Consider the following 17,110-nt stretch of genomic DNA (forward strand, 5'->3'; position numbering starts at 1 on the left):
TTACGTGGCGTGGCCGAGCTCGCTGCAGCTGCGCAGCATGTCGTCCGAGCCTTTGTCGTTGGCGAGAATGGCGAACAGATCGTTGTCGCCCGCCATGGCGGACTTCTTCTTGGACTCCAGCACCAGCACCGACTGCACCGATTGGTGGTCGCATTTGCGGTAATGCTGCGGGCCCTTGGTCAGATCATATTGCAGTTTTTCGAGAGCATCGACCACCTTGTCGGTGTCGGTGCCGCCGGCGGCCTGCATCGCGGCCAGCAAGGATCCGACGCCGGAATAGCCGTAGGCACCGTAATCGGTCGGGATCGCGCCGCCATTGGCGGCCTTGAACGCCGCGTTGAAGCCGGCGGCCGACTTGCTCTGCGCCTCCAGGCCCCAATAATAATTGGCGCCGCCGACCACGCCCTCGAACACGTCGGGGCCGACCGCGAGCCGCTGGTTGTGGAGGATGACGGGGACCACGATCTTCATCTGCTGCTTGACGCCGAAATCCACGGCCTGCTTGATCGCATTGGCCTGGTCGCGGCCGAAATTGGAGATGCAGAGCACGTCCGGCCGCATCGACATCAGGCGCGGCATGAAGGTGGAATAGTCGGCCGCACCGAACGGATGCAAGATCTCGCCGACATGGTCCGCGCCAATCGCCGCCTGCGCACGCTTGAAGCCGCGCAGCATCTCGTGACCGTAGGCATAATCGGCGACGAGATGCGCGACTTTCATGCCCTTCTTCAAGGTCTGCCGCGCCACCGCGGCTGTCGTCATGTGCGGGTTCAGCGCCTCGTGAAACGTGTATTTGCTGAAATCCTTGGCCTCGTTGATGGTGTCGGACTGGCTGATCGAGACGTAGATCACGCCGCGGGCGCGCGTGACCTCGTTGACCGCAAGCTGCACGGCGCTGGAGAGCGCGCCGACCACGGCATGAACCTTGTCCTTCTCGATCAGCTCGAGCGTCCGCGTCGCGGCCTCGCCGGCATTGAGCTTGTCATCGCGCACCAGCAGCTCGACCTTGCGGCCGCCGATGCCGCCCTTGTCGTTGACGAGCTTCACCGCAAGTTCGGCGCATTTGACCTGATCGCGTGCTTCCGCTGCGAAGGGGCCGGTCAGCGGCGTCGGGAAGCCGATGCGGATCGTCTCGTCGGCCGCACGGCCGATCCGCGGCATGGCGAGTAGCGCCGCGCTTGCCGAAAGGCCGGCGAGCGCAGTGCGGCGGGTTACTTTCGGGGTCGAACCGGAATTGAGCATGATTTCCTCCAACTGTCTTTTTTCTAGAAACGCTTCAGGGCTTTCAGGACTTTGGCGGGCGTGATCGGAATCGAATTGATCGTCGCATCGAACGGCGCGAGCGCGTCGTTGACGGCGTTGAGCACGCAGGCGGACGCTGCGGCCGTACCGGCTTCGCCGACCCCCTTGGCGCCGAGCTCCGTGTCGGCTGTCGGCGTCTCGACATGGCCGATGACGATGTCGGGCATCTCCATCGGCATCGGCACGAGATAATCGGCGAGCGAGCCGTTCATGAGCTGACCGGTGTCGCTGTAACGGCATTCCTCGAACAACGCCGCACCAAGCCCCTGCACGATGCCGCCGCGGAGCTGTTCGTCCACGAGTATCGGATTGATGACGCGGCCACAATCTTCGACGATGAAATGCTTCAGGAGCTTAATGAAGCCAGTCTCGACATCCACCTCCAGCGAGCAGCCCTGGATGCCGTTGGTGAAAGCGAACGGATAGCCCTGCGGCGCGAAGTGATGGCTCACGGTGAGCTGCGCCTGCGTGCCCGGCGGCAGCGTATCGGAGCGGAAATAGGCAATGCGCGCGATTTCGGCGATCGGCAGGCGCGGCTTACGCGTCGCGGCGTCCACGATCTCGCCATCGACGATGTCGAGCGCCGACGGCTGCTCCTGGAGGATGAGCGCGGCGATCTCCAGGATGTTGCGCTTGAGCGCGCGCGTGGCCTGCAGCGCGGTCTCGCCTCCGATGCCGGCGCCGCGGCAGGCCCAGGTAGCGCCGCCATGCGGCGTCACCTCGGTATCCCCGGTGATGACCTTGACGCACTCCTGCGCGAGGCCCAGCTGATCGGCCACGATCTGGCTGATGATCGCCTCGGTGCCCTGCCCCTGCTCGGTGACCGAGATCAGGCAGCGCACCTCGCCTGAGGGCGTCAGGCTCAGAATCGCGCCGTCCTGCGACGAGATGCGCGCACCGCCGACGCCATAGAACGCCGGGCTGGGATTGGTGATCTCGACGAAGGCCGCGATGCCGATGCCGCGATAGATGCCGCGCTTGCGCAAGTCGGCCTGCTCGGCACGAAGTGCGTCATAGCCCATCATTTCGTGCAGGCGCTTCAGGCAGGCCTGATGCGACAGCGCCTCGAAGCGATAGCCGGTCGGCGAGGTCTGCGGATAGGCATCGTCGGGGATGACGTTCTGCGCCCGGATGGCAAAGGGATCGAGACCGAGCTTGCTTGCTGCCATGTCGACGAGACGCTCGGTCACCGCGCAGGCGATGGGATGGCCGACGGCGCGGTACTGGCTGGTTTGCACCTTGTTCTGGAAGATCACCTCCAGCGTGGCTCGGTAATTTTTGAAGCGATAGGGCGCGCCGATCAGGCGGATGACTTGGTTGCCCTCGACGACGCTGGTGCGCGGATAGGTCGAGAACGCCCCGATCGCGGTCAGGTCCAGAACATCCATCGCCAGGATCTCGCCCTTGGCATCCAGCGCCATCCGGGCGCGGACGCGATGGTCGCGGGCGTGGATGTCGGAGACGAAGGACTCCATCCGGTCGGCGACGTATTTCACGGGCCGGCCGAGCAGGATCGAGAGACCGACCACCGCCATGTCCTCGTGATAGACATGCAGCTTCATGCCGAAGGAGCCGCCGATGTCGGTCGCGATGACGCGGACGCGGGCTTCCGGAATGTTGTAGTGGCGCGAATAGAGGTCCTGAAACTGATACGGGGTCTGCGTGCCGTGATGCACGGTGAGCATGCCCGCGGATGGATCGTAGTCGGCGACGATGGCACGCGGCTCCAGTGTCACCGCGGTGTGGCGGCCGAAGGAAAACTCCTCCTCCACCACATGGGCCGCATGCGCAAAGGCGTCATCAACGACGCCGCTGTCGAGCTGGCTGCGGAAGCAGGTGTTGTTGGCACTGCCTGGATTGACCAGCGGACCGTCCGCCTTACGTGCGCCGTCGATGTCAACGACGACGGGAAGGTCCTCGTAGTCCACCTCGATCAGCTCCAGCGCATCTTCGGCAATCGCCCGGCTCTCGGCAGCGACGGCGACCACCGCCTGTCCGGCCCAGACCACGCGATCGAGCGGCAGCGGCAATTGCGGCGCGGAGGTCATGCCCTTGAAATGATCGAGCGTGCCGGTCCAGGGCGTGCAGATCTTTGCGAGATCAGCGCCCGTGGCGACGAGATGTACGCCCTCTAGCGCACAGGCCTCGTCGATCTTGATCGAGACGATCTTCGCGTGCGCATGCGGGCTACGCAGGAACGCGGCGTAGAGCATGCGCGGCAGCTTGAGATCGCTGACGTAACGTCCCCGCCCGGCAAGCAGCCGCTTGGCGTTGGGCCGCGGCAGCGCACGGCCGATATAGGAGTTCGGGCGATCGAGCGAGGTCAGCGGCGCGCTCATGTCGCGCCTCCATTCTCACTATGCGCCTTGGCCACGGCGTCGACGGCGTCGACGATCGCCTCGTAGCCGGTGCAGCGGCAGTAATTGCCCGACAGCGCGTCGCGGATATCCTCGCGGCTCGGCTGCGCCGTTTGCGAGAGCAGCTCGTGGGCGTTGATCAACATGCCCGGCGTGCAGAAGCCGCACTGCAACGCATTGCGGCGATGGAATTCGGCCTGGAGATCGGCGAGCAGCCCGCTCTCGCTGAGCCCCTCGATGGTGTCGATCCTGCCGCCATCAGCCTGAACCGCGAAGATCAGGCAGGAATGCACGGCGCGGCCGTCGAGCTGCACCAGGCACGCGCCGCAGGCGCCCATCTCGCAGCCGGCATGCGTGCCCGTCAGCTCGAGCTTGTCGCGCAGGCAATCGACCAGCGTGTCGCGCGGCGCGACCTCGCAGGCGACCTTGCGCCCGTTGACGACGAAGCGGACCCGCACCGTCTCGTCGGCCTCGCTCAGCAGACTATCGTCGAAGCCGCTCATGCGCCCTCACCGAGACGTCCGAGCAGGCGGCCAAGCAACACGCGAGCGAGATGCAGCCGCATCGCGGGCGGCACTTCGTCGCCCTCGGGCGGCGCGAGATCGCCTTCGAGCGCGCCTTGCGCGGCAGCGATGCGTTCTGCATCCAACCTCGCGCCGATCAAGGTGGCTTCGACCCCCTTCACCCGCGTCGGCGTATTGCCAACGGAGAAGAATGAGATGCGGATGTCGTCAATGCGCTCACCGGTGCAGGTCGCAAGCATGCCGCAACCAACCAGCGCGTAATCCCCACGCCGCCGCGCCAGCTCGTCGAACGCAAAGCGCTGATCCGCCCTGAACAGCGGAACGTAGACCGCGGTGATCAGCTCGCCGGGCTCGAGCGCCGTCTCGAACAGGTCGATGAAGAAATCATCGGCCTTCACGCGTCGGCGGCCTGAGAGGCCGGCGATCTCGATCTCGGCATCCAGCGCCAAGGTCATCGCCGGAAATTCGGAAGCCGGATCCGCGAGCGCGACACTGCCGCCGAAGGTGCCGCGGTTGCGGATCGCGGGATGGGCGACGAACGGTGCCGCGGCGTGCAGCAGCGGCGCGAACTCGGCGATCAACGGCTCGCTCAGCATTTCGCAATGCCGCGTCAGCGCGCCGATGCGCAAGTAACCGCCTTCGCGCCGGACGCCGCGCAGCTCGTCGATATGGGTGATGTCGATCAACAGCCGCGGCGCCTGCAGCCGCAGCGACAGTGCCGGGACGAGGCTCTGGCCGCCGGCAATGAAGCGCGCGTCATCGCCGGCGCGTGCGTGAGCATCCAGCGCCTGGTCGATCGTCGCAGCCCGAAAATAGCTGAAAGCCTTCGCCTTCACTGCCGTTTCCCCGAGATCCATCGGCTCATCAGCCGGGATGCCAGATTTGTAACCATCTGGTCTCAAAATCCTGACACGCCTCCCAAGGCCGGTCAACAGGAAATGACCATTTGGTCACAAAAGCGCCTTGGGCTATGAAGGTAGTGGCACGTTGATTCAGCGACGAGATGGCCCGAAAAGCGCAGAAAACTTTGAGGCGACCGGTCCGCAAGCGGATTGAGACAGGCAGCAAGCCCGCGCCAAAGCGTCGCAACATGCGCGCGGCCGACCGCGAGCGCGCGATCGTGGACGAGGCCATCCGCTTCTTTGCCGAGCGCGGCTTCGAAGGCCAAACCCGCGAGCTCGCCAAGCGCATGGGCATCACGCATTCGGCGATCTACCGTCACTTCCCCAGCAAGGAAGCGCTGATCGAGCGGGTCTACCAGGAGGTCTATCTCAGCCGCTGGTCGCCCGATTGGGGACCGATGGTCCGCGACCGTTCGCTGTCGCTGGAAGCGAGGCTCACGCGCTTCTATCTCGACTATGTCGAGCGCGTATTCGAATATAATTGGGTGCGGATCTTCGTGTTCTCCGGCATGAAGTCGTTCGGCATCACCAGCCGCTATCTCGACATCGTCCGCCGCGAGATCATCGAGCCGGCCGCGGCCGAGCTGCGCTTTGAGCTCAAACTGCCCGACTCAAAAGCTCACTCATTGAGCGAGCGCGAGACCGAGCTGTTCTGGGGCCTGCACGGCCGCATCTTCTATCTCGCCATCCGCAAGTTCATCTACGAGACGCCGATCCCGCCAGATCTCGACGCCATCGTCCGCGACGCCGTCCAGACCTTCATGGACGGCGCGAAGACGACGATGCCGAAGCTCTTGGTCAGCGGCTGAATCGGCGACGCTGCCCCGAAGGAGGTGCGCTCCCTCTCCCGCTTGCGGGGGAGGGCTGGGGTGGGGGTGCCTCCGCAGAGAGACTCCCTGATTGGAGAGAGCCCCCACCCGGCGCTCCGCGCCGACCTCCCCCGCAAGCGGGAGAGGTTAATCGAGCCCGCGGCTAGCTACTTCGAAAGGCTCGGCAGATCGAGGCCCTTGTCGCGGGCGCAGTCGATTGCGGTCTCATAGCCGGCATCGGCATGGCGCATGACACCGCTGGCGGGATCGTTCCAGAGCACGCGCTCGATCCGCTTGGCCGCTTCCGGCGTACCGTCGGCGACGATCACCATGCCGGCGTGCTGAGAATAGCCGATACCGACGCCGCCACCATGGTGCAGCGACACCCAGGTCGCGCCGCTGGCGCAATTGAGCAGCGCGTTCAGCAGTGGCCAGTCGGACACCGCGTCCGAGCCGTCCTTCATCGCTTCAGTCTCGCGGTTCGGGCTCGCCACCGAGCCGCTGTCGAGATGATCGCGGCCGATCACGATCGGCGCCTTGAGCTCGCCGCGCGCCACCATCTCGTTGAAGGCGAGGCCGAGGCGGTGGCGATCGCCGAGGCCAACCCAGCAGATCCGCGCCGGCAGGCCCTGGAATTTGATGCGCTCCTTGGCCATGTCGAGCCAGTTGTGCAGATGCTTGTCATCCGGCATCAGCTCCTTGACCTTGGCGTCGGTCTTGAAGATGTCCTCGGGATCTCCCGAGAGCGCGGCCCAGCGGAACGGCCCGACGCCGCGGCAGAACAGGGGACGGATATAGGCGGGGACGAAGCCCGGGAAATCGAAGGCGTTCTTCAGGCCCATGTCCTGCGCCATCTGGCGAATGTTGTTGCCGTAGTCGAGCGTCGGAATGCCCTGCGCATGGAAATCCAGCATGGCCTGGACGTGCTCGACCATCGACGTCTTCGACGCGCGCTCCACCCCCTTCGGATCGGAGGCGCGCTTGGCTTCCCAGTCGGCTAGCGTCCAGCCCTTCGGCAAATAGCCATTGACCGGATCGTGCGCGCTGGTCTGGTCGGTGACGACATCCGGCTTGACGCCACGGCGCACGAGCTCCGGGAAAATCTCGGCGGCATTGCCGAGCAGGCCGACCGAGACCGCCTTCTTCGTCTTGGCGGCATCTTCCATGATCGCCAGCGCTTCGTCGAGCGTTGCCGCCTGGCGATCGAGATAGCCGGTACGCAAGCGCATCTCGATGCGGCTCGGCTGGCATTCGACCGCGAGCATGGAAGCGCCGGCCATGGTCGCGGCCAGCGGCTGCGCACCGCCCATGCCCCCCAAGCCGGCGGTGAGAATCCATTTGCCGGCAAGGCTGCCGCCATAATGGCGACGACCGACCTCGACGAAGGTCTCGTAGGTGCCCTGCACGATGCCCTGGCTGCCGATATAGATCCAGGAGCCGGCCGTCATCTGGCCGTACATCATCAGGCCCTGGCGATCGAGCTCGTTGAAATGGTCGAGCGTTGCCCAATGCGGCACGATGTTGGAGTTCGCGATCAGCACGCGCGGTGCATCCGCATGGGTGCGGAACACGCCGACCGGCTTGCCGGACTGGACCAGCAGCGTCTGGTCGCCTTCGAGCTTGCGCAAGGCCGCAACGATCCGGTCAAAGCTGTCCCAGTCGCGCGCGGCGCGGCCGATACCGCCATAGACCACGAGCTCGCTCGGGCGCTCCGCGACATCAGGATCGAGGTTGTTCATCAGCATGCGCAGCGGCGCTTCGGTCAGCCAGCTCTTGGCGCTGATGTCGCTGCCGCGGGCGGCGCGGATGGTGCGGTCGTTGTCCAGTCGGCGGTTCATGCGGACCTCTTAATCAAGTCTCGGAAACGGATCGGATGGAAGCGCAGTGATCGCAATGGCCGGCAACGCATCCGCATCGATCAGTGCAGCGGCCTTGGCCAGATCGCCGGCCATGTAGCGGTCCGCACTGAGCGCCGGCACCTGCTCGCGCAACGCGGCGATGACCGCAACGAGCGGAGCACTGGTCGCATGCGGCGCGCGCAGCGTGATGCCCTGGGCAGCGACCAGCAGCTCGATGCCGAGGATGGCGGCGAGATTGTCGGCCATGTCGGACAGTCGCCGCGCGGCATGCGCGGCCATCGAGACGTGGTCTTCCTGATTGGCGCTGGTCGGCGTCGAGTCGATCGAGCAGGCCGCAGCGCGCTGCTTGTTCTCGGCATAGAGCGCGGCCGCCGTCACCTCGGCGAGCATGAAGCCGGAGTTGAGGCCGGGATCGGGGGTCAGGAACGGCGGCAGGCCGAAATTCAGCGCCGGATCGACCAGCGTCGCAATGCGCCGCTCGCTGATCGCGCCGATCTCCGACAGGGCCAGCGCGAGCGCGTCGGCGGCAAATGCCACCGGCTCGGCGTGGAAATTGCCGCCGGAGACGATCTCGCCGGTCTCGACCAGCACCAGTGGATTGTCGGTGACCGCGTTGGCTTCGACGATCAATGTGCGCGCGGCCTGCGTGATCAGGTCGAGCGCTGCGCCCGCGACCTGCGGCTGGCAGCGCAGGCAATAGGGATCCTGCACGCGCTCGTCGCCTTCGAGATGCGACAGGCGGATGTCGCTGCCATCCAGCAGCGCGATAAGCGTCGCGGCTGCGGCGATCTGCCCGGCGTGACCGCGCAGTGCCTGGATTTCGGGACGGAACGGCGCCGTCGAGGCCATCGCGGCGTCGACCGACAGCGCACCGGTCACGAGCGCCGCACGAGCCAGGCGAAACGCGCGCAGCACGCCGGCAATAGCGTAAGCGGTCGAGAACTGCGTGCCGTTGATCAGCGCGAGCCCCTCCTTGGGGCCGAGCGTCAATGGCGCGAGGCCGGCCGCGGCGAGCGCTTCACCGCCGAACACCGTTTTCCCGTCGACGATCGCCTGCCCCTCACCGATCATCACCGCCGTCATATGCGCGAGCGGCGCAAGATCGCCGGAGGCGCCGACCGAGCCCTGCTGCGGCACCAGCGGAGTGACACTCCGTGCCAGCATGGCCTGCAACTGCTCGATCACCGCGCGGCGCACGCCGGAAGCGCCGCGCCCGAGCGAGACGATCTTCAGCGCCATCATCAGCCGAACGATCGGCTCGGGCGTGGCTGGGCCGACGCCGCAGCAATGCGAGACGATGAGGTTGCGCTGGAGCAACGCGGTCTGGTCGGACGGAATGCGCTTCGAGGCCAGCTTTCCGAAGCCGGTGTTGATGCCATAGACGGGCACGTCGGCGTGCGCGGCCTTCGCGACGATTTCCGCAGCCGCTTCCACGCGTGGCCAGAACGACGGATCGAGCACGACGGATGCGCCTTCCAGCACGCGCGCGAGATCGTCGAGGCTGACCGCTCCCGGCTTGACGACGATCGCTGTGCCCTGCTCCGTCACTGGCCCCTCCAGACCCGGCGATGCAGCGGATTGAAGCCGATGCGATAAACAAGCTCGGCGGGACGCTCGATGTCCCAGATCGCGAGGTCGCACCATTTTCCGGCTTCCAGCGTGCCGGTTTCGCTGAGCACCCCCAGCGCCCGCGCGCCCTCGCGGGTGATTCCGGCGAGGCATTCGGCGACGGTCATCCGGAACAGGGTCGCGCCCATGTTCATCGTGAGCAGAAGCGAGGTCAGCGGTGAACTACCGGGATTGCAATCGGTCGCGAGCGCCATGGAAACGCCGTGGGTGCGGAACGCCTCAACCGGCGGCTTCTGCGTCTCGCGGATGAAGTAGAATGCGCCAGGCAGCAGCACGGCCACCGTACCGGCCTTCGCCATCGCGGCGACGCCGGCTTCGTCGGTATGCTCGAGATGATCCGCCGACAGCGCCGAGAATCTTGCAGCGAGCGCCGCACCGCCGAGGTTCGACAACTGATCGGCATGGAGCTTGACCGGCAGCCCGAGCCCCCTCGCCGTCTCGAACACCTGCGCGGTCTGCTCCGCCGAAAAGGCGATGCCTTCCATGAAGGCGTCGACAGCGTCGGCGAGGCCCGCCTTTGCAACAGCGGGCAGCATCTCGTTGCAGACCAGATCGATATAGCGATCCTTGTCCCCGTCCGCTTCCACCGGCAGGGCGTGCGCCCCGAGGAAGGAGGTGCGGATGGCAACCGGCCGCTGGCGGCTGATGCTGCGCGCGGCCGCGAGCTGGCGCATCTCGGTTTCGGTGTCGAGGCCGTAGCCCGACTTGATCTCGACCGTGGTCGCGCCCTCACCGATCAGCGCATCGAGCCGCGGCAGCGCGCTCGCGACGAGATCAGCTTCGCTCGCCTTGCGCGTCGCCGCCACCGTCGAGACGATGCCGCCGCCGGCGCGCGCGATCTCCTCGTAGCTCGCGCCCTTCAGGCGGAGCTCGAACTCGTGCGCGCGGTTGCCGCCATAGACGAGATGGGTGTGGCAGTCGACGAGGCCGGGCGTGATCCAGCGACCTTCGCAGTCGATCCGTTCGGCCGCGTCGGCATCCGCCGGAAAATCGGACTGCGCACCGGCATAGACGATACGGCCGCCGCGCGCGGCGATCAGGCCAGGCTCGATCTCGCCGAGATCGGGCCGGTCGGCCCGCATCGTGGCAAGCCGGGCATTGTGCCAGATCCGGTCGAAGCGCTCTGCCATGCAACGGTCCCTTCGCGTGGGATGCTTGACTTATATGTCTAGACATATAATCGTGGGACCGTTCTGTCCAGCCGGCGTGTAATCATGACCCGACTGCATTTCGCCTCCGCGCTCCTGCCCTCGGGCTGGGCCAATGACGTGCAGGTGGTGATCACCGCCGGCGCGATCGCGGCGGTATCCGCGGGTGTGCAGCCGGCCGCCGGCGACGAGCGCCACGCCATCGCGCTTCCGGGACTTGCGAGCCTGCACAGCCACGCCTTCCAGCGCGGCATGGCGGGCCTTGCCGAGCTGCGCGGCGATTCGACCGACACGTTCTGGACCTGGCGCGAGACGATGTATCGCTTCGCCCTGGCAATGACGCCGGACGACGTCGCCGCCGTCGCGACACTTCTCTATGTCGAGATGCTCGAACAGGGATTTACCCGCGTCGGCGAATTCCACTATCTGCATCATGATCGCGACGGCTCGCCCTATGCCGATCCCGCCGAGATGGCCGCGCGCATCGCGCAGGCTGCCGAAGCCTCCGGCATTGCCCTGACCTTGCTGCCGAGTTTCTATGCGCACGGCTCCTTCGGTGGCGCAGCGCCTCATGACGGCCAGCGCCGCTTCATCTGCTCGGTCGATCAGTTCGCGGCATTGATGGCCGCCTCGGGCAGGGCCATCGGCGCATTGCCCGGCGCCAACATCGGCATCGCGCCGCACAGCCTGCGCGCGGTGACGCCGGACGAGCTTGCAGCGATCATTCCGCTCGCCGAGGGCGGCCCGGTGCATATCCACGCCGCCGAGCAGGTGAAGGAAGTCGACGACTGCCTCGCCTGGTCCGGCCGGCGCCCGGTGCAATGGTTGCTGGACCACGCGCCCGTCGACCGGCGCTGGTGCCTCATTCACGCGACGCACATGACGGATGCGGAAATCACGGCATTCGCGAGCGCTGGCGCGGTCGCTGGCCTCTGCCCCATCACCGAAGCAAGCCTTGGCGACGGCATCTTTCCCGCCCGTGAATTTGTCGCTGCCGGTGGCGCCTTTGGCGTCGGCACGGATTCCAACGTGCTGGTCGGCGTCGCCGACGAATTGCGCCAGCTCGAATACGGGCAGCGCCTCAAGCACCGCGAGCGCAACGTGCTCTCCGCCGGCGCAGGCCGCTCGACCGGACGGACGCTGTTCGATCATGCGCTCGCAGGCGGCGCACAGGCGCTGGCGCAACCGACCGTCGGCCTTGCGCCCGGCGCGCGCGCCGATATCGTCACGCTCGACGGCGCACATCCCTCGCTGGCAGGGCGTCACGGCGATGCCACGATCGACGGCTGGATCTTTGCCGCGGGCAGCGGCGCGATCGACTGCGTCTGGGCCGGCGGTCACAAGGTGGTCGAAGGCGGACGTCATGCGTTGCGACAAGCTGCACGCGAGCGCTTCAACGCGGCGGTTCGGAGGCTTGTCGCATGAGCCTTGCCACCGACGCGGCCGACAAGCCGACGCTGTACAAGCGGATTCGCGCCGACATCGAGAAGCGCATCCTGACCGGCGAATGGCCGCCGGGGCATCGCATCCCGTTCGAGCATGAACTGGTGGCGCGCTACGGCTGCTCGCGCATGACGGTGAACAAGGCGTTGTCGGAGCTGGCGCAGGCCGATTTGATCGAGCGGCGGCGGCGCGCCGGCTCCTTCGTCCGGCGGCCGCAGCACATGTCGGCGGTGCTCAAGATCGCCGACATCCGCGCCGAGATCACCGCACTGGGGCGCGCTTACGGCTATGAGTTGATCGGCCGCAAGCTGCGCACCGCGACCACTGCCGATCGCGACCGTCTCGGCGTGAGGAAGGTCGGCAAGGTGGTCGCGATCACCTGCCGCCACAGCGCCGACAAGGTGCCGTTCGCCATCGAGGACCGGCTGATCGACCTTGCATCCGTGCCTGACGCTGCGACCGCCGATTTCTCGCGCGAGCCGCCGGGCTCCTGGCTGCTGCACCATGTCCCATGGACCGAGGCCGAGCACACGATCAGCGCCATCGTTGCGGACGATCGCACGGCGGACGCGCTCGCGATCGCCGTCGGCGCGCCCTGTCTCGTGATCGACCGCTACACCTGGCGCAGCGCACGCACCATCACCGCCGTGCGCCTGCTCTATCCCGGTGACTCTCACCGCCTTGTCGCGCGATTCAAGGGAGGCTGAGAGGACATGTCGGCACAAATCGTGCAACGCTTCGGGCAACGGTCCATCCGGACCGACAATGATCAACAGGACGTCTATCCATCGATCGGCAAGAGGACGACAATCATGCGTAGTTCGACGATATTTGCGACAATCATTGCTCTTTCGGCCGCCACTCCCGTGCTCGCCGACGACGTCAAGGTCGGCGTGGGCATCTCCGGCTGGACCGGCTTCGCGCCGCTGACACTGGCGAAGGAGGCTGGCATCTTCAAGAAGAACGGCCTCGACGTCACGATCAAGAAGATTCCGCAGAAGGACCGGCACCTTGCGATCGCGTCCGGCGACATCCAGTGCGCGGCGACCACGGTCGAGACCTGGATCTCCTGGAACGCGAACGGCGTTGCGACCAAGCAGATCTTCCAGCTCGACAAGAGCTTTGGCGCCGACGGCATGGCTGTGCGCAACGATGTCGCCGCGATCAAGGACCTGAAGGGCAAGACCGTCGCCGCCTCCGCGCCCGGCACCTCGCCTTATTTCGCGCTGGCCTGGATGCTCAAGAAAAACGGCCTCACGGTGAAGGACGTCACCGTCGTCAACCTCGAGCCGGCCGCGGCCGCGCAGGCCTTCGTCTCCGGCCAGAACGATGCGGCGATGACCTATGAGCCGTATCTGTCGACGGTGCGCGCTGCGCCCGACAAGGGCAAGATCATCGCGACCACGCTGGACTATCCGATGGTCATGGACACCTTCGGCTGCACGCCGAAATTCCTGACCGACAATCCCAAGGCCGCCAAGGCGCTTGCCGACAGCTATTTCGAGGCGCTCGACATGATCGCCAAGGACCAGGCCAAGGCCTACGAGATCATGGGTGCGGACGTGAAGCAGAGCGGCGAGCAGTTCGGCAACTCGGCGAAGTATCTGCGCTGGCAGGACAAGGCCGCGAACCAGAAGTTCTTCGCCGGCGACTTCCTGACCTTCAACAAGGAGGCCGCCGAGCTGCTGCTCGAGATCGGCATCATCAAGGCTGCGCCGAAGGTCGAGGATCTCTTCGACGCCAGCTTCATCAAGTAAGTCACTCACGCGCTGCTGGCCCCGTCTCGCGGCGGGGCCGGCAAGTCTGTTCACCGCCCGGATATATCGTCGATGCGTCCCCTGGACCCTGTTACATCGAAGCAGCGCGTGGCCTACGGCCTTGCATTCTTCGTGGTGTTCGTTGCCCTCTGGTCGTGGGCGACCTTTGGCGGCTATGTGTCGAAGACCTTTCTCGCCAACCCGCTGACCATGGTGCAGGAAGGTTATGACCTGCTGGCCAAGCAGGGTTTTGTGTTCGACATCGGCATGACGATCTGGCGCGTCGTCGGCGGCTTTGCGCTCGCAGCGATCATCGCAGTGCCGCTCGGCGTTCTCATGGGCGCCTACAAGCCGGTCGAGGCGTTCCTCGAGCCGTTCGTCTCCTTCGCGCGCTATCTGCCCGCCTCCGCCTTCATTCCGCTGTTGATTCTGTGGGCCGGCATCGGCGAGCTGCAGAAGCTCCTCGTCATCTTCATCGGCTCGGTATTCCAGGTCATCCTGATGGTCGCCGTGACCGTCGGCGCCACGCGGCGCGATCTGGTCGAGGCGGCCTATACACTCGGCGCCAAGGACCGCGGCATCATCCGCCGCGTGCTGCTGCCCTCCTCCGCGCCCGAGATCGCGGAAATCCTGCGGCTGGTGCTGGGCTGGGCCTGGACCTACGTCATCGTCGCCGAGCTGATCGGCTCGTCCTCGGGCATCGGTCACATGATCACCGACAGCCAGGCGCTGCTCAACACCGGCCAGATCATTTTCGGCATCATCGTGATCGGGCTGATCGGCCTCCTCTCCGACTTCATGTTCAAGGCATTCAACGCCCGGCTGTTTCCGTGGAGGCTCGCATGACGATCCTCAAGGTCGAGCAGGTCTCGCGCACCTTCCCCGCACGCCACGGCAACGCACCGACCAAGGCGCTGGAGCCGACCGATCTCGTCATCGGCAACAACGATTTCGTCACCATCCTCGGCCCCTCCGGCTGCGGCAAGTCCACCCTGCTGCGCATCGTTGCGGGCCTCGACCGTCCGACCAGCGGCCGCGTCACGCTCGACGGGCGCGAGGTGGCTGGTCCCGGCGCCGATCGCGGCATGGTGTTCCAGTCCTACACGCTGTTTCCCTGGCTCACCGTGCGCGAGAACATCGCCTTCGGCCTGCGCGAGCGCGGCGTGTCCGAGGCGGAGCGGCACAAGATCGCCGACGCCTTCATCCGCCAGGTCGGGTTGTCCGGCTTCGAGAATCATTGGCCGAAGCAGCTCTCGGGCGGCATGCAGCAGCGCACGGCGATCGCGCGCGCGCTCGCCAACGACCCGAAGATCCTGCTGCTGGACGAGCCGTTCGGCGCGCTGGACAACCAGACCCGCGCCCTGATGCAGGAGATGCTGCTCGGGATCTGGGAGCGCGACCAGAAGACCGTGCTGTTCGTGACCCACGACATCGAGGAAGCGATCTTCCTTGGCAGCCGCGTCATCGTCATGAGCGCGCGTCCCGGCCGTATCAAGGCCGAGATCACAGTGGACCTGCCGCATCCGCGCTCCTACAAGATCAAGACCACGCCGGAATTCGTCCAGCTCAAGGAACGGCTGGTCGAGGAGATCCGCACCGAGGCGCTGAAGGTTACTGAGCATGCCTGACACCAAGCCGCGCGCCGATGGCCAGCGCGTCCTCGCCGACCTCAACGCACTCCGCGCCATCGGCGCCTACAAGACCGGCGTGCACAAGCCGACCTTCTCCGAGCCGCACAAGCTCTCGCTGGACTGGCTGGTGCGCAAGCTGCCCGATGCAGGTCTCTCTGCTTCGATCGACGGCATCGGCAACGTGTTTGGGACCAGCGCCAAGTCCGGGCCGAAACTGCTGGCCGGCTCGCATCTGGAGAGCCAGAACTACGCCGGCTGGCTCGATGGCCCGCTCGGCGTCGTCTATGCGCTCGAGGCGGCGCGCGTGCTCAATGCCGACCCCTCCGTGAAAGGCGCGGTCGAAGTGGCCGCCTGGTGCGATGAGGAAGGTCATTTCGGCAGCTTCCTCGGCTCGCGCTCTTATGTCGGTCAGGTGACTGAAGCCGAGATCGACGCCGCGCGCGACCGCACTGGCGGCCGCACCATGCGCGATGCGCTCGCCGAGATGGGGCTCGCAGGACGCCCGCGCATCGGCGTCGAGCCGGGCCGGCACGTCGGATATCTCGAGGCGCATATCGAACAGGGCGACACGCTCGAAAGCGGCAAGCTTGCGATTGGCGTCGTCACCTCCATCGTCGGCATCTGGCAGTACCGTATCAATTTCGCCGGTGAGCAGAATCACGCCGGCACCACGCGCATGGCCGTGCGCAAGGATGCGGGGCTGGCGCTGGCCAAATTCTGCGTCGCGATCGACCAGCGTTTTCCTGATTCCTGCGGCCCGCGAACGGTCTGGACCACCGGCCGCATCACGCTCGATCCCGGCGCGCCGAGCATCATTCCGGGTGGAGCGGAGATGCTGTTCCAGATCCGCGACGACGATCCGGCCGTCATTGCCCGGCTGGAGCAGCTGCTGCGGACCATGGCTGACGAAGCCAGCGCGAAGGGCCCCTGCACCGTCACCGTAGAGAAAATCCGCACCGGTGCGCCCGCCGTGATGAATTCCGGCTTTCAGGATGCAATCGAAGCCGCGAGCAAGGCGCTGGCCGGCGGACGATCCATTCGCATGCCCAGTGGCGCCGGCCACGACGCGCAGATGCTGGCAACCGTCATGCCCGCCGCCATGCTGTTCGTGCCGTCGATCGGCGGCATCAGCCATCACTGGACCGAGAACACCGCCGACGCCGATATCGTCACCGGCGCGCAGGTGTACGTGGACGCCTGTCGGCGGATTCTTGCGGGTTAGAACGAACCAGGGCGGCTCTGCGTCGGGGTACGAGAGCGGAGGTATGACGCACAGTCTCTCCACCGTCATTGCGAGGCTCCAATGCACATCCCAACGTGCAGTGCCGTAGGGTGGGCAAAGGCGCATAGCGCCGTGCCCACGATCTCTGTCCATAAGCAACAAGGCGTGGGCACGCTGCGCTTTGCCCACCCTACGAGATTGAGATTGTGGCACGCAGCTCAAGTTGCAGACGCGGCATCGCGGCCTCGCGGCGCATTTCGCCCGAGCTTTGCTTGGTCTCGCGACCCTCTCATCCAAGAGGGCGCAGGGAAGGCCGGGTGCTGGCTCGCACCCGCGGTCCGCTGCGCGAAAAGCACNCGCAGNAAGAACCGCACAGCAGCATACAGGTGGTGCCGATCACTCGGCCTTCCCTGCGCAGTGGTTGGACGGCTTATGCCGTGATCTCCCGGGAGCCGACCATTCCTTCTGGCCTCCCTCGCCCCGCGAATTGGATGATGCAGTCTGCCCGGTTGGGCTCGCTCGCATCT

14 protein-coding genes are annotated in these 17,110 nt (G+C 66.0%); 7 read left to right on the plus strand and 7 right to left on the minus strand.

Features of this window, described 5'->3' with window-relative positions:
• Genes A3AS_RS0127550 through A3AS_RS0127565 form a run of 4 tightly spaced genes read right to left on the minus strand, consistent with a single transcriptional unit; the run spans window position 1 to window position 5,019 of the window.
• A complete protein-coding gene (locus tag A3AS_RS0127550; protein WP_026202417.1) occupies window positions 1-1,242 on the minus strand; it encodes an ABC transporter substrate-binding protein in 1,242 nt (413 codons plus the stop codon).
• A gap of 23 nt (window positions 1,243-1,265) precedes the next feature.
• Window positions 1,266-3,641, minus strand: a complete 2,376-nt coding sequence (locus A3AS_RS0127555) for a xanthine dehydrogenase family protein molybdopterin-binding subunit (RefSeq protein ID WP_018320762.1) — start codon at window positions 3,639-3,641, stop codon at window positions 1,266-1,268.
• Window positions 3,638-4,162: a (2Fe-2S)-binding protein gene (locus A3AS_RS0127560; RefSeq protein WP_018320763.1), complete on the minus strand. Its 525-nt coding sequence runs from the start codon at window positions 4,160-4,162 to the stop codon at window positions 3,638-3,640. The genes A3AS_RS0127555 and A3AS_RS0127560 overlap by 4 nt, the downstream gene beginning before the upstream one ends.
• The gene (locus A3AS_RS0127565) at window positions 4,159-5,019 is read right to left on the minus strand and encodes a xanthine dehydrogenase family protein subunit M (RefSeq protein ID WP_026202418.1); all 861 of its coding nucleotides are present in this window, start codon (window positions 5,017-5,019) and stop codon (window positions 4,159-4,161) included. Before A3AS_RS0127565 ends, A3AS_RS0127560 begins: the two co-directional genes overlap by 4 nt.
• Before the next feature lie 254 nt (window positions 5,020-5,273).
• Between A3AS_RS0127565 and A3AS_RS0127570 the strand changes: the two genes are divergently transcribed.
• Window positions 5,274-5,894 (plus strand): TetR/AcrR family transcriptional regulator, encoded by a 621-nt coding sequence (locus tag A3AS_RS0127570; RefSeq protein WP_026202419.1) that lies wholly within the window; start codon window positions 5,274-5,276, stop codon window positions 5,892-5,894.
• 167 nt (window positions 5,895-6,061) lie between these two features.
• On the opposite strand, the gene hutU is transcribed toward A3AS_RS0127570, so the two are convergent.
• The 3 genes from hutU to hutI are packed head-to-tail and all read right to left on the minus strand — an operon-like array spanning window position 6,062 to window position 10,512.
• Window positions 6,062-7,732, minus strand: coding sequence for a urocanate hydratase (gene hutU, locus A3AS_RS0127575; protein ID WP_018320766.1), 1,671 nt, complete (start codon window positions 7,730-7,732; stop codon window positions 6,062-6,064).
• A 9-nt stretch (window positions 7,733-7,741) separates the two neighbouring features.
• Window positions 7,742-9,301: a histidine ammonia-lyase gene (gene hutH, locus A3AS_RS0127580; protein ID WP_018320767.1), complete on the minus strand. Its 1,560-nt coding sequence runs from the start codon at window positions 9,299-9,301 to the stop codon at window positions 7,742-7,744.
• The gene (hutI, locus tag A3AS_RS0127585; protein WP_018320768.1) at window positions 9,298-10,512 is read right to left on the minus strand and encodes an imidazolonepropionase; all 1,215 of its coding nucleotides are present in this window, start codon (window positions 10,510-10,512) and stop codon (window positions 9,298-9,300) included. Before hutI ends, hutH begins: the two co-directional genes overlap by 4 nt.
• A gap of 84 nt (window positions 10,513-10,596) precedes the next feature.
• Between hutI and A3AS_RS0127590 the strand changes: the two genes are divergently transcribed.
• The 6 genes from A3AS_RS0127590 to A3AS_RS0127615 all read left to right on the plus strand — a co-directional run bounded on the left by A3AS_RS0127590 (window position 10,597) and on the right by A3AS_RS0127615 (window position 16,583).
• Window positions 10,597-11,955 (plus strand): formimidoylglutamate deiminase, encoded by a 1,359-nt coding sequence (locus tag A3AS_RS0127590; RefSeq protein ID WP_018320769.1) that lies wholly within the window; start codon window positions 10,597-10,599, stop codon window positions 11,953-11,955.
• Window positions 11,952-12,680, plus strand: coding sequence for a histidine utilization repressor (hutC, locus tag A3AS_RS0127595; RefSeq protein WP_018320770.1), 729 nt, complete (start codon window positions 11,952-11,954; stop codon window positions 12,678-12,680). Before A3AS_RS0127590 ends, hutC begins: the two co-directional genes overlap by 4 nt.
• A 105-nt stretch (window positions 12,681-12,785) precedes the next feature.
• On the plus strand, window positions 12,786-13,730 hold the full coding sequence (locus A3AS_RS0127600) for an ABC transporter substrate-binding protein (RefSeq protein WP_026202420.1): 945 nt from the start codon (window positions 12,786-12,788) through the stop codon (window positions 13,728-13,730).
• Between the two features lie 72 nt (window positions 13,731-13,802).
• Window positions 13,803-14,576 (plus strand): ABC transporter permease, encoded by a 774-nt coding sequence (locus tag A3AS_RS0127605; protein WP_018320772.1) that lies wholly within the window; start codon window positions 13,803-13,805, stop codon window positions 14,574-14,576.
• The gene (locus A3AS_RS0127610) at window positions 14,573-15,358 is read left to right on the plus strand and encodes an ABC transporter ATP-binding protein (protein WP_020508750.1); all 786 of its coding nucleotides are present in this window, start codon (window positions 14,573-14,575) and stop codon (window positions 15,356-15,358) included. Before A3AS_RS0127605 ends, A3AS_RS0127610 begins: the two co-directional genes overlap by 4 nt.
• Window positions 15,351-16,583, plus strand: a complete 1,233-nt coding sequence (locus tag A3AS_RS0127615) for a Zn-dependent hydrolase (protein WP_018320774.1) — start codon at window positions 15,351-15,353, stop codon at window positions 16,581-16,583. Before A3AS_RS0127610 ends, A3AS_RS0127615 begins: the two co-directional genes overlap by 8 nt.
• Window positions 16,584-17,110 lie beyond the last annotated feature (527 nt).

It is taken from the genome of Bradyrhizobium sp. WSM2793 (assembly GCF_000379585.1).
GTDB lineage: Bacteria > Pseudomonadota > Alphaproteobacteria > Rhizobiales > Xanthobacteraceae > Bradyrhizobium.

Bases quoted from the DNA above. Each gene is read 5' to 3' on its own strand.
- A3AS_RS0127550 (WP_026202417.1), bottom strand. From the start codon at position 1,242: ATGCTCAATTCCGGTTCGACCCCGAAAGTAACCCGCCGCACTGCGCTC.
- A3AS_RS0127555 (WP_018320762.1), bottom strand. From the start codon at position 3,641: ATGAGCGCGCCGCTGACCTCGCTCGATCGCCCGAACTCCTATATCGGC.
- A3AS_RS0127560 (WP_018320763.1), bottom strand. From the start codon at position 4,162: ATGAGCGGCTTCGACGATAGTCTGCTGAGCGAGGCCGACGAGACGGTG.
- A3AS_RS0127570 (WP_026202419.1), top strand. From the start codon at position 5,274: ATGCGCGCGGCCGACCGCGAGCGCGCGATCGTGGACGAGGCCATCCGC.
- hutU (WP_018320766.1), bottom strand. From the start codon at position 7,732: ATGAACCGCCGACTGGACAACGACCGCACCATCCGCGCCGCCCGCGGC.
- hutI (WP_018320768.1), bottom strand. From the start codon at position 10,512: ATGGCAGAGCGCTTCGACCGGATCTGGCACAATGCCCGGCTTGCCACG.
- A3AS_RS0127590 (WP_018320769.1), top strand. From the start codon at position 10,597: ATGACCCGACTGCATTTCGCCTCCGCGCTCCTGCCCTCGGGCTGGGCC.
- hutC (WP_018320770.1), top strand. From the start codon at position 11,952: ATGAGCCTTGCCACCGACGCGGCCGACAAGCCGACGCTGTACAAGCGG.
- A3AS_RS0127600 (WP_026202420.1), top strand. From the start codon at position 12,786: ATGCGTAGTTCGACGATATTTGCGACAATCATTGCTCTTTCGGCCGCC.
- A3AS_RS0127605 (WP_018320772.1), top strand. From the start codon at position 13,803: ATGCGTCCCCTGGACCCTGTTACATCGAAGCAGCGCGTGGCCTACGGC.
- A3AS_RS0127610 (WP_020508750.1), top strand. From the start codon at position 14,573: ATGACGATCCTCAAGGTCGAGCAGGTCTCGCGCACCTTCCCCGCACGC.
- A3AS_RS0127615 (WP_018320774.1), top strand. From the start codon at position 15,351: ATGCCTGACACCAAGCCGCGCGCCGATGGCCAGCGCGTCCTCGCCGAC.